The sequence below is a fragment of the Neptuniibacter sp. QD48_11 genome (assembly GCF_047778095.1).
Lineage (GTDB): Bacteria > Pseudomonadota > Gammaproteobacteria > Pseudomonadales > Balneatricaceae > Neptuniibacter.
Genome location: NZ_CP180551.1, coordinates 1,778,563 through 1,793,703, shown reverse-complemented (window position 1 = coordinate 1,793,703; position 15,141 = coordinate 1,778,563). Strand labels below are relative to the sequence as shown.

Genomic DNA, 15,141 nt, shown 5'->3' with positions numbered 1-15,141 from the left:
CCATTACATCCAGCATCACAAAAGCTATTTATCTAATTGTTTTTAAACAACTATTAGATAAATAGCTTTTGTTTTTTGAGAGCTTCAAGATCCACGTCTATACTTTTTCTACAGCTAAGAATTCTAAATAGAAGCGGCAAAAAAGATTGATATCCAGCGCTCTGTTTAGTTTGTGGGGGCTGATAATGTTTCATAAATCAGCTGTTGGCATTCAACTCCCTTAACCTCTACCAATGCGCTTAGTCCATGTTAGGAAGGTTATATTGTGGGAACCGACGAATACCAAATAGAGCAACCAGAGGATGGTAGCCGAGAAAATTCAGAAGCATCCGCTGTTTCTGACACCTTTCTAAACCCCAATTTTTGGGCCAAGCTCACGCAAACAACCTCGCGAGAAGCCTACGTATCGACATGGCTTGCACTGCAATGCCAGTTAATCGAAGAGGTACATGCTGGCGTTGTAGTTATGGGCGAGCCAGAAGAAGGGCCATATACCCCAATCGCTCATTGGCCAGAAGATAGTGAAGCTAGTTTTGATATGACAGTCGTGGCCGAGCTCGCTATGAGCGAAAGAAAAGGCTCAGTCAGATCAAGTAAATCATCTCATCATCACACATCGCTAGCTTACCCTTTACTGGTTGATGAACAGCTTTGCGGCGTGGTTGCTCTCGAAGTCAGCGAACGAAATCAAAGGCAACTAAGTCTAGTAATGCGCCAGCTCCAATGGGGCTGTGCATGGCTTGAAACGCTTGTTCGACAAACCACACTAACCTCTAAAACCCGTTTGGCTTTGGCCCTAGAACTTGTCGCTGTGAGTTTGGAATCCAAGCGCTTTCATGCCGCTGCGACCGCTTTTGTTACAGAACTGACCTCCTGTATGGATTGTGAATGGGTAGGTATTGGTTTTTTAAAAGGTCAGCACATTAAATTGAGTGCATTTTCTCATAGCGCGGAATTTGAAGAGAAAAATAACTTAATGCGTCTGATCGCCAGAGCTATGGATGAAGCACTCGATCAACAAGCGCTATTAGTCTATCCAGCGCCTTCTGATACGGCCCCACGGGCACTCAGATCTCATGAAGACCTCGCAAGGCAAGATAGTGTCGGTCATATCTGTACGATTCCGATGGGAAATGCGGGTGATCCGATTGGCGGACTAACATTGGCCAGAGCTAAAGGGCAGAGTTTCACAGAAGATGAGATCGATTTCTGTCGGTATGTTGCGCTGCTCGTTGGCCCTGTATTAGATGCACGTAGAAGAGATGATCGTTGGATCGGCAGTAAGATGTGGGATTCGCTGACTGATACATTGCTGCTTTTTGTGCGAGAAGGACATACCGGTTTAAAACTCGCCCTTATTTCTACAATTTTCCTAGCTGTGTTCCTGAGTATTGCCGACGGAACTTACCGGGTATCTGCCAATGCCAGTCTAGAGGGTTCTATTCAACGCGCGATCACCGCCAAATTTACTGGTTACATTTCTAAATCCGATATCAGAGCAGGCGATATCGTGAATAAAGGCGATCTTCTGTTTGCCATGGAAGATAAAGATCTCAAATTAGAACGCGTTAAATGGAACAATCAAAAACAACAGAGACAGCGTGAATATGTAGAAGCCCTCGCCAATGGCGATCGTGCGCAGATGCGGATCCTCCGTGCCCAGAAAGATCAGGCGGATAGCCAGATAGCACTGATTGATACCCAGCTAAATCGAACAGCGGTCACAGCCCCCTTTGATGGTGTCATCGTCAGTGGTGATCTGAGTCAGATGCTAGGCGCGCCTGTAGAGCGAGGACAAGTGTTATTCGAGTTGGCGCCACTGAATAGCTATCGGGTCATTTTAAAAGTGGATGAGAGGGAATACTCTCAAGTCAAAGAGGGACAGTTAGGCTCATTAAAACTAGCAAGCATGCCAAACCAGCTTTTGGATATGGTAATCGTCAAGAAAACACCTGTAGCGATTGCAGAGGATGGGCGTAACTATTTCCGAGTAGAAGCCTATATAGACGGAGGAATAGAAAGATTAAGACCCGGCATGGAGGGAGTCGGCAAAGTAAATATAGAGCAGCGTAAACTAATTTGGATATGGACCCATGAATTCACTGAATGGGTAAGGTTTACAGTTTGGTCTTGGTGGCCGTAGGCGGAGAAGACTATGGCTGACAATCTATACAGTTCAATGTGGTACCGCGTAGCAGAGCTTAAACCACATATTCGTAGCCACACTCAAATCAATCGACATGAGTACCGTGGTCAGATCTGGTACATCATTAAGGAGCCATCGTCTGGGCAATATCATCGTTTCACCCCAGCTGCCTATCACTTTATAGGGTTGATGGACGGGGAGCGCACTGTAGATCAGATTTGGCAGCTATTGGCCAAACAACTTGGAGATGACGCACCTACACAAGATGAAACGATGCAGTTTCTCAGTCAGCTTCATATAGCAAATGTTCTCCAGACTGATGTAATTCCAGACAGCGAAGAGTTATTTAACCGCCACCAACGTCATGAAAAGGTTAAATGGAAGCAAAGGCTCATGTCACCTTTAGCGCTTCGCTTTCCCTTATGGGACCCAGATAAATTCTTAGCCAAAACACTGTATTTAACCAAACCTTTGTTTGGCCTTGGTGGTTTATTAATCTGGCTAAGCGTAATTATCGCTGGTGCTGTTCAAGCAGGTATTCATTGGTCTGATCTAACAGAGAACGCTATCGACCAAGCCATTACTTATAACAATCTATTTTTACTTTGGCTGATCTACCCATTAGTTAAGGCCTTACACGAACTCGGGCATGCTTATGCGGCAAAGGTGTGGGGCGGTGAAGTCCATGAGATGGGCGTCATGTTGTTAGTTTTGATGCCCATACCTTACGTCGAGGCATCTTCCGCAACCGCATTCCCGGAAAGGCATAAGCGTGTTGTAGTCAGTGCTGCAGGCATAATGGTCGAGCTTTTTTTAGCATCTATCGCTATGTTTGTTTGGTTAAACGTTGAAGCCGGTATCGTTAGAGCCATTGCATTCAACGTCATGCTGATAGGCGGTGTATCAACCCTGTTCTTTAACGGCAATCCATTACTGCGATTTGATGGCTACTACATCATGTCGGACCTCATAGAGATGCCTAATCTGGCAACCCGCTCTAAAAAGTATCTGGCTTACTTAACTCAACGCTACTTGTTTTCCGTTACCGATCAGCACTCACCAGCAGAAAGCGGTGAAAGAGGGTGGTTAATCTTCTACGGGATCGCTTCGTTCGCTTATCGCATGTTTATCATGTTCGTCATCATCTTATTTATAGCGGGCGAACTATTCTTTATCGGGGTGTTATTGGCTATCTGGGCGATAACTACCCAGTTGGTTCTGCCTTTATTCAAGGTGCTGGATTTCCTATTTACCCATTCGCGTCTTAAGTACAAACGATCCAAAGCTATTACTTATTCAGCTGTCGGGCTAGCCAGTTTGTTTATCATGCTATTTGTCATTCCAGCTCCATCTAAAACCCTTGCAGAGGGTGTTATTTGGCTACCGGAAAAGTCTCATGTCCGTATGCAAGTGGATGGTTTTGTTGAAGAGCTTTTGGTTCAGCAAAATACGATAGTCCAAGAAGGTCAGCCCTTAATTCAATCTCACGATCCCTTTCTTGAAGCTCAATCGGCGCTTCTTAAAGCACAAAGAAGGGAATTAGAAGCACGTTTAGTGCAGTTACAGTTCGCCAATCGCTCCCAAGCGCTAGTCATTAGGAAAGAGATAGAAAGCCTTGAGGCTGAGCAAACCAGAATTGAAGAACAACTTCAGTCCCTCACCGTCTTCAGTGGTGCTACAGGTTTGTTTATTGTTCCTTCAGCGATCGACTTACCCGGACGATTTATGAACCGTGGCGATATTATTGGCTACGTACTCGAACCTACTACCACACGCATTCGAACCGTTGTCAGCCAAAATCAAATCGGATTAGTAAGGAATAGAACTGAAAAAGTAGATGCTTGGATAGAGAGTGCAGACAAATTTCCGCAAGAAGCACAGATAGAGAGAGAGGTGCCAGGAGGGATTTTCAAATTACCTTCGGCAGCATTAGGCAGTACTGGAGGAGGTAAGTTTCCTGTCGATCTCAGTGACCCTGATGGTTTAACGACACTGGAACGGTTCTTCCAATTTGATCTGCTTCTCCCAAATATTGAAGAGATAGGGAATATAGGAGGTCGTGTAAATGTGCGATTTGATCACGGTTACGAGCCATTGGCATTTCAATGGTATAGACAACTCAAACAGCTGCTGTTGAGTCGTTTTGAAATCTAGCGCCTCACTGCGCCCCGGTGTAATTCTGGGGCATTACCCACAAAAGTCATCCTGCCAAAACAGCAGGCTAGACCGCATTGCTTCGCAAATAGAAGGGAGCTTGCGCCAGCTTGTTCCTGAGTTAAAAGAAAAGCGCTTCGATAGTTTTATCACGCAAGTAAACTGTCATTCAGAGCCATTAACGGCAATGAACGATGATCAGTTGGCCACAGTATGTAGAGAGCTAAAGGAATCTCTCAGCGTAGGCGGCCTGACTGATGACTCAACTGCTCACTGCTTTGCTCTTATTCGTGAGGTTGCTGAAAGAACCTTAGGGCTTCGGCATTTTAATACTCAAATCATGGGTGGCTGGGCCATGATCAAAGGCAAGATAGCCGAAATGCAGACCGGTGAAGGTAAAACATTAACAGCAACACTGCCTGCGTGCACAGCGGCCCTGAGTGGAATTCCTGTTCATATCATTACCGTTAATGATTATTTAGCACAAAGGGACTCAGAGTGGATGGGGCCAATCTATAAAGCACTAGGCCTCAGCGTTGGCTTGATTAGTGAAGGGATGACACCTGAACAACGCCGCAGTGCATATGAATGCGATGTCACTTACTGCACGAATAAACAGCTTGTATTCGATTACCTAAAAGATCGAATCGTTATGGGCCATAACAGTGGCCGCCTCCGATATGAATTGGATGATCTCTGCAATGATGGTAAGCAGCAGGGCAATGTTCTGCTAAGGGGATTATGTTTCGCCATCGTAGACGAAGCAGATTCCGTCTTAGTCGATGAAGCCAAAACACCTCTAATTATTTCTAAACAAACCGATAATCACAAAGAGTCACAGATCTACGAACAAGCATTGGAGATGGCTGCAGAACTAGAGCCTACAGAAGACTTTAAACTCATAGATCAAGAACGAGCCATTGAGCTTACCAAGAACGGAAAAGCCAAACTTGATAGCTTTGGCGATACCTTAGGTGGCTTATGGCGAGGTAAAAAAAGGCGCGAGAATTTAATTAGGCAAGCGCTAAGCGCACTAAATTACTTTATCAAAGACACTCACTATCTGGTAAAAGACGGCAAAGTTCTGATTATTGATGAATATACAGGCCGTGTTATGCCTGACCGTTCATGGGAACAAGGTCTTCATCAACTGATTGAAGCTAAAGAAGGCTGCCCCATAACCTCTCAGCCCGAGACATTGGCACGTATAAGCTACCAACGTTTTTTTAGACGCTACCTGCACTTAGCTGGCATGACCGGCACTGCAAAAGAGATCACCGGAGAGTTATGGGCTGTGTACGGCTTGGGCACTATGGTAATTCCATCAAATAAACCACAGATCAGAAAGAACATGGGCTGGCGAGTGTACGTAAATAATGATCTTAAAAACAACGCCATATTAACTCGAATTTATCAGATGAGAACTGAAGGTCGGCCAGTATTGGTTGGTACACGGTCTGTAGCAGCATCTGAAAATCTTAGCCAATTATTACAAGAGCTCGATATACCGCACAAAGTTCTGAATGCACGGCAGGACCTAAATGAAGCAGAAATCATCGCCCAAGCTGGCATGAAAGGTCGTGTAACCGTTGCAACTAATATGGCTGGACGTGGTACAGATATCCATTTAGAAGAAGGCGTGATCGCTTTAGGCGGCCTGCATGTCATTGCGACAGAGCAACATGAAGCCAGCCGAATTGATCGTCAGTTATTCGGCCGTTCTGCTAGGCAAGGAGATCCTGGAAGCTACGAATATATCCTTTCATTAGAAGATGAAATTGTGACTAAATTCAGCCCTAAATGGATCTGGAATCTACAATCACATACAGCATCCCCTAAAAGCCACTTTAGAAAAATTAGCGTCTTAATTTCACAAAAGATCGCTGAGTATAAACACGCACAAGTTAGAAAAGAGCTTCTTCGAATCGATGAACATTTAGGGAATATGTTGTCATATTCCGGCCAACAGGAATGAGGAAATTTTATGAAAAGCCTCTTGCTTCACTTGGGAATAATCATGGCTATAAACCAAATACCGAGTTCATATGCAGATGATAAATTGGAAGGATTCGATTGCCTCATTAAGCCTCATTCATTAGCAGATGTGAGTACTAGGGAGCAGGGCGTAGTTGAAGCGCTATTAGTAGATCGGGGCGATCTAATCACTATGGGTCAAGAAATAGCCAAGCTAGACGCAGATATTGAGGAAGTAACGGTTAAATTAGCAAAAGCTAGAGCAAGCATTACTGCTGAGGTATCTGAAAGGAGAGCAGATCTCAACTTCGCTAGTAGGGAGCTTTCAAGAATCAAAGAGCTACATAAAAAGAGAGCAATTTCAGCACAACTATTAGATGAAGCTCGCACTAATTATTCAAAAGCTAACTTACAGCTTAAACAGGCAATAAACAGACAAGCCGTAGCAAAGATAGAACAGGAAAGGGCTCAAAAATTTTATGATAGAAGAATTATTAGAAGTCCATTAAATGGAATCGTCGTAGATAGAAAAATCTCATTAGGAGAATCCGTAGATAATCGTCCTATTCTACAGGTTGCTGAAGTTGATCCTCTGAATGTTGAACTGATCGTCCCAGTCGACTTTTACGGGAAAATCACTGTAGGAATGGAAGCAACGGTTCTTCCAGAATATCCCGGAGCAAAAGATCACCCTGCAAAAGTCGCCGTAGTTGATAAGATTGTTGACCCTGCCAGCGATACTTTTGGTGTTCGATTAGAATTATCAAACCCAGGACTGACTATTCCAAGTGGTGTTAGATGCAACATCACATTCAATCCAAATGAACCTGAGGCTATCTCCGCTGTTGATACATCTGAATAGAGCTGTTCAAGCAGGATTTTAAGAATATTTGTAAGAGGATATAAGCACAAAGAATAACCAATATTTAAAGGCAAATAACCTGACTAAAGCCTATCTTCAGCTATAGTTATCGAGGGCCATAAAACAATAATTACAAGATGTTCCCTACGGCATAAAAACGGACGTTTCTAACGTTAAAACACACAGCTGCCGTTTGTGATGATTATTAATGGCCCGTTGCCATTCACATATCAATATCACGGAGGGAATGTCGTGAGTAAGCAATTGTTGTTTTATACAAATGCAGTGCCTGTCTCCAGTACCAAACACCGCGATTGGTCAGTCAAAATCGGTAAAAATTACGAATACGCTAAACTGACCAACTCAGTTCCGCTAATGGCTGTAGAATTTCCAAATGCAGCACAGGAATACCCTATAGTATTTGCTCAAGCTGGCTCAGATGTTCTCCCTGTAGCCATATTGGGCGTATCTGATGAACGAAATATGTTTGTTGATGATGAGGGTAACTGGAAAGCTAAGTATATCCCGGCTTTCGTACGTCGTTATCCGTTCGTATTTTCAACCACAGACGACGGCGGAACGTTGATGCTATGTATTGATGAAAGCTTTAGTGGCTTTAATCAAGAAGGAGTTGGGGAACGATTATTCGATGCTGAAGGGCAAAGAACACAATACTTAAACGGAGTTCTTTCCTTTGTCGAAGAATACCAAGCACACTTTAAGCGTACTCAAGGCTTTGCAAATAAACTTAAAGAGTTAGATCTATTTGAACCGATGCAGGCCAAAGTGGCTTTGGATACAGGCCAACAAATGTCTTTAACAGGCTTTTTAGGTATTAACCGTGCAAAATTAAACGCACTACCTGGCGATACCCTATCTGAGTTGGCGCAAAGTGGAGAGCTAGAGATGATATACATCCATCTCCAGTCTATGAAAAACTTCTCATTGATGATTGATCTTGCCAAGAGTTCAAACAGTGAAGAGCTACAAACTCCCGTGCCACCGTTAGATGCAAATGAACCCAATGAAGGGGAAGCGTTAAATTAAATAAACTTAATCGTTAAATGCTCGGGTAAATAGATGTTCTTCAGAACCAGGGGCGGGGATATAAAGCGCTGCAGGACGGCCTTTCCCGCCTTCAGGTTTACCTTCTCCTACCTCTTTTAATAGTTCCGCATTCGCCATACGACGCCTAAAGGATTTCTTCTCTAATTTCTTATCCATCAGAATCTCGAAGGCCTGCTGTAATTGCGTCAGAGAAAAGGGTGCTCTGATAATATGAATGGGCAGTACAGTATAGGCAGTCTTATTCTTCAGTCTTTCTCTCGCTGTATTGATTAAATCATGGTGATCAAAAGCAAGGTCATGGGTTCTTTCGTACCAATCCTCTGGTCGCTCATCTTCACCACGGCTTTTGATGTTTCAGATTAGTTTTGATACTGCAGCTTCTGGGATTTCAAGGACTTAGAGATGAGTTGAAAATTAAGCTGATTCAGATGTTCTACGCAGCGCTTAATGAAAAAGGTCGTGCGGGTTTCGTTATGGCTAACTCTGCTAGTGATGCTCGCGCTTCGGAGCAGGAGATTCGCCAAAAGCTGATTGAATCCAAAGCAGTTGATGTGATGATCGCTGTATCCAGTAATTTCTTCTATACCGTAACCCTTCCATGTTCTCTCTGGTTCTTTGATAAAGCTAAGAAAGGTACAGATCGGGAAGATAAAGTTCTGTTTGTCGATGCCCGTCATATCTTCCGTCAAGTGACCAGAGCAGTACGTGATTACACCAGCGAACAGCTTAATTTTATTGCCAATATTGTCCGCATTTATCGCGGCGAAGGCATCGACAACATCTATTTGAACCAACATCCTGAAGAAGCTAATAATGGTGAATGGGCTGTCGATAAACATTTCCCAGATGGCCAGTACCAGGATATTGCAGGGTTATGTAAGGTTGCGACGATTGAAGAGATCAAAGCACAAGGCTGGTCTCTAAACCCAGGGCGGTATGTTGGTGTTGCAGCAGGTGAAGAAGAGCATGATGAAGATTTCGTAGCTAAAATCCTGGCTCTTCAAGAAGAACTGGAAACTCTGAATTTAGAATCTCATAAACTTGAACGTGAGATCACTTTGAATCTTTCTAAGGTAATGGGTTCTTAACGATGAATCCGCTGTGGAAACAATGCCAACTCGGTGATGTAGTTGAGTTTAAACGTGGTTACGACTTACCTAAGAAAAAAAGAGTAGAAGGCGAATATGAAATCATATCTTCTTCAGGTGCTTCTGGAACTCATAATGAGTTTAAAGTGGAGGGACCTGGAGTTGTAACTGGACGATATGGAACACTCGGTGAAGTTTTCTACATTAAGGATAATTTTTGGCCTTTAAATACTGCTCTTTATATAAAAGATTTTAAAGGTAACAGGCCAAGATTTATTAGCTATTTCCTTTCGACACTAAATCTTGCATCCCTAAATGCTGCAGGGGCTGTGCCTGGACTCAACCGAAATCATCTACATATGATGGACATTCACTTTCCATTTGATATCTCGGTACAAAAGGGCATTGAAGACGTCATACAGTCGTATGATGTCTTAATCGAAAACAATAATCGCCGTATCGCCATTCTGGAAGAGATGGCCCAATCCCTCTACCGCGAGTGGTTTGTTAAATTTCGTTTTCCAGGGTATAAGCAATGCCAGATGGTTGATTCTTCGCTTGGGATGATTCCTGAGGGGTGGGAAGTTAAAAAGATACTAGATTTTGGTCAAGTCGTTACGGGAAAAACACCCAGTAAAAAGAAACCTGAATACTATAGTTCTAAGGATGTTCCTTTCCTAAAAACTCCAGATATGCACGGTTCTATTTTTGCCAATGATATTGAAGATGGACTTTCAATTGTTGGCGCTGACTCCCAGATAGGGAAATATATACCCAAAGGTTCTGTGTGTGTAGCGTGCATAGGAGCTAAAGCAGGGGTTGCAGTCCTCACTTCTTGTACGGTCCAGACCAATCAGCAGATTAATTCTGTCTTGTTTAATGATAAATATAACAGAGAGTACTTTTACCTTTTTGCAGCAGGTATAGAGCCGCTAATTAAGCAGCTTGGTTCCTCAGGTGCGACAATGACAAATGTTAGCAAAGGTAAATTTGAAAATATCGAATTAATAATGCCTAAAAAGGAAATTCTTGAAGCGTTTCACTCTATTACCGCTCCGATATTTGACCAAACCCTCAATCTGCAAAAACGTAACTCAAACTTAAAAACACAGCGTGACCTTATTCTTCCAAAGCTAACCAGTGGTCAGATAGACTTGGGCTAGGCTGAGGTATTGTAGAGAAAGGAATAATATACACATGGATAAAACGAAAATAGCGATATTCGTTGACGTGGAGAACCTCACCCAATGGGTAAAAGAGGATGGACTTGAGAAGCTTGTAAATGATCTAAGTGAGAAAGGCCGCATCGTTACCCGTAAGGCCTACGGTGTCTGGAGTAGCCCGCATATACAGAAATTACAGGCTCCTCTAAATCGTTTGGGATTTGATCTGGTTCATAGCTTCCATCCTGTAAGCGGTAAAAACTCTGCGGATATCCAGCTCACTATGGATGTGCTGGAAAACGCTATCCGTGTAACTGACATTGAGCAAATTGTGCTGGCAACAGGTGATTCTGATTTCTCACCGCTTTTCCGTCGGTTACGGGAGATGGGTAAAGAAGTGCTTGGGGTCGGACCTCGCTCCCCTTTAAGTGAAAGCGTAAAGTCCTCCTGTACTCGTTATATCTATACAGATATCGCAGAGGAGCAGGACGCGCAGTCCGAGCTCAGTGAAGTAAGAGCGCTGGTTGAAGAGCTCCTAGAAGCAAATGCTGAACCTATGCCTTTAAGTGCCATCAAAAATACGCTGATGACACGCGACAACGCTTTTGATGAACGTAGCTGGGGATACACCAACTTCTCAGCGTTTATGCGTGACATCCCAAATATCGATATCTATCAGGCAGAGAATAAAACTCACTGGATGGCACTGTTTAATCCTGTGAGAAGTGCTGAGGCTTCTTCTGATGAGCCTGAAGAAGTGACCGAGCAATACCGTAAGTTCCTGCGGAAGATGAACTGGCCATTTGCTTCACATAACCTGATCGTGAACCTTCATAGCGCTTTATTTGGCACAGATCCTATCGAGGTGTCTGACCTCAAAGAAAACCTAGTTCAGTATGTCTCTTCAGAAAAAGGGCAAAAGCTTATTCGGGGCGCAACATCTAGTGATATTAAAAAAGGCCTTAGGACACTACAAAAAGCACAGCTATTTGAAGTAACAGAAGACCAGCAAGGTAACAAATACTGGCAATATAAAGGCTCATCGAATTATATAAATGAGATAAACAATGCCGCTATTGCGCGAGTACAGTCAGCATGTGACAAAGAGGAGGTGGTTTTTAACCAAAAACGATTAGAACCACTCCTTTACCCAACAACATGCAAAGAAAAAATGTTGTAGGGATGTGTTAGGGAATACGGATAGATGACATACACAGAAGACGGACTTATAGAACAACCTGCAATCAACCTTTTCAGTCAGCTAAATTGGGAAACGGTTACCTGTTGGGAGGAAGCCTTCGGGGAGCAGGGCGTAGCCGAAGAGCATCCCCTGGGAAGAGAAACCCGTAATGATGTTATTCTATACAGCCGTCTTCGCAGTGCACTAACTAGCCTTAATCCAACCATCCCTGCACGTATCCTTCAGGAAGCGATTGATGAAATGGCGCGTGATCGAAGCGCTATGAGCCCAATAGCTGCAAATGAAGAGGTCTACGCACTGCTGAAAGATGGCTATGACTATATCAGCAATGCAGAAGATGAAGAGGACTGTACGGTTCGATTTGTCGATTGGTCAGAACCTTCGAATAATGACTTTCTTCTTTGCAGCCAGATGACGATCAGCGGTGAAATTGAGAACCGCCGTCCTGATCTATTAGGTTTTGTTAATGGTCTGCCACTCCTGTTTATTGAGCTTAAAGCCAGCCATAAAGAACTAATAAATGGCTACAAAGACAATCTCAAAGATTACCGCAACACCATTCCGCAACTCTTTGTATTTAATCAGATAATCATCATTTCTAACGGCATTCAATCCCGTGTAGGCACGATTTCTAGCCAGTGGGAACACTTTGCTGAGTGGAAGAAGATCGAGTCTGAGTCTGAGCCACGCAAGGTCAGTTTAGAGGTGGTGATTCGCGGTGTTTGTGAGCAGAACCGTCTGCTGGATATTGTCGAAAACTACATTCTTTATGTTCGCTCTAAAGAGACGATCAAGATAGTAGCTAAGTATCACCAGTACCTTGGTGTTAACCAGGCATTGCTGGGGCTGAATTCAGTAGAGCAGAAATCCAGTGACAGCACATTAGCCAAAGGGCAGTTAGGTGTTTTCTGGCATACCCAAGGTAGTGGCAAGAGCTTTTCAATGGTGTTCTTTACCAGAAAGGCGTTTCGTCGTTATACAGGTAACTGGACGTTCGTACTAATCACTGATCGTACTGATCTTGATGACCAGATCTATAAAACGTTTAACTCAGCAGGATTGATCACTGAAGATTGCCAGGCAGACTCTGGTGCTGAATTGAAACAGTTATTGGCTGAAGATCACCGCTTTGTCTTTACGCTGATTCAGAAATTCAAAGGTGATGAGAAGGGTGATTATCCTGTTCTTTCTGAACGGGATGACATCATTGTGATTACCGATGAGGCACACCGCAGTCAATATGATTCTCTGGCGATGAATATGCGTAAAGCGATGCCTAATGCATCGTTTATGGCATTTACGGGGACGCCATTACTCTCTGGTGAGGAGAAAACCAGAGAAGTATTTGGTGATTATGTATCTACTTATAACTTCTCTGATGCGGTTGATGATGGAGCAACACTGCCTCTGTATTACGAAAACCGTGTTCCTGAAATGACGATGCTTGCTGATAACATCGGCGAGCAGATCGCAGAGATTCTTGATGATGCTGATCTCACTGATGAACAGGAAACACGTCTAGAGACCGAGTTTGCAAAGCAATACCACATCATCACCCGTGAGGATCGCCTCGAAGAGATCGCGGAAGATCTGGTTAACCACTATATAAACCGTGAGCCATTCAAAGATGGTCGCTTAGGTAAAGCAATGGTGGTTTCAATTGATAAAGCCACCGCAATTCGTATGTACGATCAGGTACAGAAAGCATGGAAGAAGAAGCTTTCCAGCCTTGAGCTTCAGGCAAAGCACCTGACGGGCTCACGCTTAAACCGAATTGAATACCAGATAGAACATATGCGGACTGCGGATATGGCTGTTGTCGTTTCTGGCGGTCAGAATGATGATGAGAAGCTTGCTAAACGTGGTATTGATTACAAAACTCATCGAGAGCGCTTCGTCAAAGAGAAGCTGGACGAGAAGTTTAAAGATCCAGATGACGAACTAAGAATCGTATTCGTCTGTGCCATGTGGCTGACGGGTTTTGATGCGCCATCTGTATCGACACTGTATATCGATAAACCGCTGAAGAGCCACACTCTGATGCAGACGATTGCACGGGCTAACCGTGTATATCCAGGTAAACCCGCAGGACAAATAGTCGATTACATCAATATATTCGGTGCCCTACAGCATGCGCTGGGGCTCTATGGTGGCGGCGTAGCTGAAGAGCAGGGGACTTACACCGTTGATACCCCTGCCAGAGATAAAACAGAGCTTCTGAGCGCTCTCAGAGCCGCAATCACTGATCTGATGATCTATCTAAAGAAATGCGATGTTGATCTTCAGGCCATTCTTGATGCCCCTGCAACAGATTTCACGAAGTTAACTCTACTGGATGAAGCGAGTGAAATACTGCTAAATCCTGAATACAAAGAAGAGTTTGTTTCTTATCTGAGACAAATCAACCGCATATTTAAAGCAATCCTGCCTGATGATAGTGCTACCCATTTCACTCCACATCGCATTGCTATCAACGTGATATATAAGCAGATGCGCGAGAAATCAGGCCTGAGCATCGATGATGAAGATGTACTTGATGTTGTAAGGAATCAGGTTAACGAACTACTGGACGAATCTATTGAAACCATCAATATAAACAGCAATTTACCCGAGCCTATTAATATTGCAGGTATCGACTTTGATGCGTTAGCGGAGATGGTTTCTCGTATTACCAGCCCGAAACAGTCTGATGCAGAACGCCTGAAAAACATCATTGAACGTAAGCTTCAACCAATGATTATGCGTAACCGTACACGACAGGATTTGCAGCAGAAGTTCCTGGATATGATTGAAGAGTACAATCTTGGCGCTTACAACGCTGAGGAGCTGTTCAGACGTCTTGAAGCGTTTATCCGAGAGCTTAACGAAGAAGACAAACGCACGGTTAAAGAAGGCCTTACAGAAGAAGAGTTGGCTGTCTTTGATTTGCTGCTTGAAGACGTGACGTTATCTGATAAGGAACGCACACAAGTTAAAGGCATCGCTAAGGCTTTGATCGAGAAAATGCAGGACGCACTGGTAATCGATTGGAGAAAGAAACAGCGCACAAAGGCTAAGATTAAAAATCTGATAGAGGAAGTCCTAGATGAGCTCCCAGAAGCTTACGATGATGACCTATGGCCAAAAGCGTGTTCAGAAGTCTTTATGCACGTTTATGAGAAATACCCAGGCCAGGGGCAAAGCGTTTACGCCCATTAATCCCAAATAAGTCAAAAGAACAGCGTGCGCTACGTTGTTCTTTTCGATACTTTACCTGTGAAAAATTATTTTACGAAGCTCTCCGCACGAAGGGTAATAAGCCCAAAATCAAAAAGTATCAGCATTAATTTGAAACTAGGTATTTCCAGATAACTGCTCGACAGCCGCAAAGGCATGTACCAGTAAAGCTAGGAAGTTTCAGGTGTGGTTGATATCGAGTATCAGTATCAACCTTAAACATCACTTTGCCAATAAGCATCATGCTCAGGGTTTAACTGGCAAGATCG

Annotated in this window: 10 protein-coding genes; 9 read left to right on the top strand and 1 reads right to left on the bottom strand. The window is 43.7% G+C overall.

From position 1 onward, the window contains the following. Positions 1-265: 265 nt before the first annotated feature. The 5 genes from ACMXYU_RS08240 to ACMXYU_RS08220 all read left to right on the top strand — a co-directional run bounded on the left by ACMXYU_RS08240 (position 266) and on the right by ACMXYU_RS08220 (position 8,183). Positions 266-2,143, top strand: a complete 1,878-nt coding sequence (locus ACMXYU_RS08240; protein WP_415901088.1) for an efflux RND transporter periplasmic adaptor subunit — start codon at positions 266-268, stop codon at positions 2,141-2,143. Between the two features lie 12 nt (positions 2,144-2,155). After that, a complete protein-coding gene (locus ACMXYU_RS08235) occupies positions 2,156-4,300 on the top strand; it encodes a hypothetical protein (protein WP_415901087.1) in 2,145 nt (714 codons plus the stop codon). A gap of 100 nt (positions 4,301-4,400) precedes the next feature. Then, complete coding sequence (locus tag ACMXYU_RS08230; RefSeq protein WP_415901086.1) at positions 4,401-6,275, top strand: preprotein translocase subunit SecA; 1,875 nt, start codon at positions 4,401-4,403, stop codon at positions 6,273-6,275. 9 nt (positions 6,276-6,284) lie between these two features. Continuing rightward, positions 6,285-7,136, top strand: coding sequence for an efflux RND transporter periplasmic adaptor subunit (locus ACMXYU_RS08225; RefSeq protein WP_415901085.1), 852 nt, complete (start codon positions 6,285-6,287; stop codon positions 7,134-7,136). A gap of 252 nt (positions 7,137-7,388) precedes the next feature. Continuing rightward, positions 7,389-8,183, top strand: a complete 795-nt coding sequence (locus tag ACMXYU_RS08220; RefSeq protein ID WP_415901084.1) for a SapC family protein — start codon at positions 7,389-7,391, stop codon at positions 8,181-8,183. Between the two features lie 6 nt (positions 8,184-8,189). Here the strand turns inward: ACMXYU_RS08220 and ACMXYU_RS08215 are convergent, their stop codons facing one another. After that, the gene (locus tag ACMXYU_RS08215) at positions 8,190-8,360 is read right to left on the bottom strand and encodes an NrtR DNA-binding winged helix domain-containing protein (protein ID WP_415901083.1); all 171 of its coding nucleotides are present in this window, start codon (positions 8,358-8,360) and stop codon (positions 8,190-8,192) included. Between the two features lie 251 nt (positions 8,361-8,611). On the opposite strand from ACMXYU_RS08215, the gene ACMXYU_RS08210 reads away from it, so the two are divergent. From ACMXYU_RS08210 to ACMXYU_RS08195, 4 genes are read left to right on the top strand one after another with little or no spacing between them, the layout of a single operon-like run. Further along, a complete protein-coding gene (locus ACMXYU_RS08210; RefSeq protein WP_415901082.1) occupies positions 8,612-9,292 on the top strand; it encodes an N-6 DNA methylase in 681 nt (226 codons plus the stop codon). 2 nt (positions 9,293-9,294) lie between these two features. After that, on the top strand, positions 9,295-10,455 hold the full coding sequence (locus tag ACMXYU_RS08205) for a restriction endonuclease subunit S (RefSeq protein ID WP_415901081.1): 1,161 nt from the start codon (positions 9,295-9,297) through the stop codon (positions 10,453-10,455). Positions 10,456-10,489: 34 nt separating this feature from the next. Beyond that, a complete protein-coding gene (locus ACMXYU_RS08200; protein ID WP_415901080.1) occupies positions 10,490-11,635 on the top strand; it encodes an NYN domain-containing protein in 1,146 nt (381 codons plus the stop codon). 24 nt (positions 11,636-11,659) lie between these two features. Further along, on the top strand, positions 11,660-14,854 hold the full coding sequence (locus ACMXYU_RS08195; RefSeq protein WP_415901079.1) for a type I restriction endonuclease subunit R: 3,195 nt from the start codon (positions 11,660-11,662) through the stop codon (positions 14,852-14,854). Positions 14,855-15,141 lie beyond the last annotated feature (287 nt).

Coding starts and splice junctions, on each gene's coding strand:
- ACMXYU_RS08235 (WP_415901087.1), top strand. CDS start 2,156: ATGGCTGACAATCTATACAGTTCAATGTGGTACCGCGTAGCAGAGCTT.
- ACMXYU_RS08225 (WP_415901085.1), top strand. CDS start 6,285: ATGAAAAGCCTCTTGCTTCACTTGGGAATAATCATGGCTATAAACCAA.
- ACMXYU_RS08215 (WP_415901083.1), bottom strand. CDS start 8,360: ATGGATAAGAAATTAGAGAAGAAATCCTTTAGGCGTCGTATGGCGAAT.
- ACMXYU_RS08205 (WP_415901081.1), top strand. CDS start 9,295: ATGAATCCGCTGTGGAAACAATGCCAACTCGGTGATGTAGTTGAGTTT.
- ACMXYU_RS08200 (WP_415901080.1), top strand. CDS start 10,490: ATGGATAAAACGAAAATAGCGATATTCGTTGACGTGGAGAACCTCACC.
- ACMXYU_RS08195 (WP_415901079.1), top strand. CDS start 11,660: ATGACATACACAGAAGACGGACTTATAGAACAACCTGCAATCAACCTT.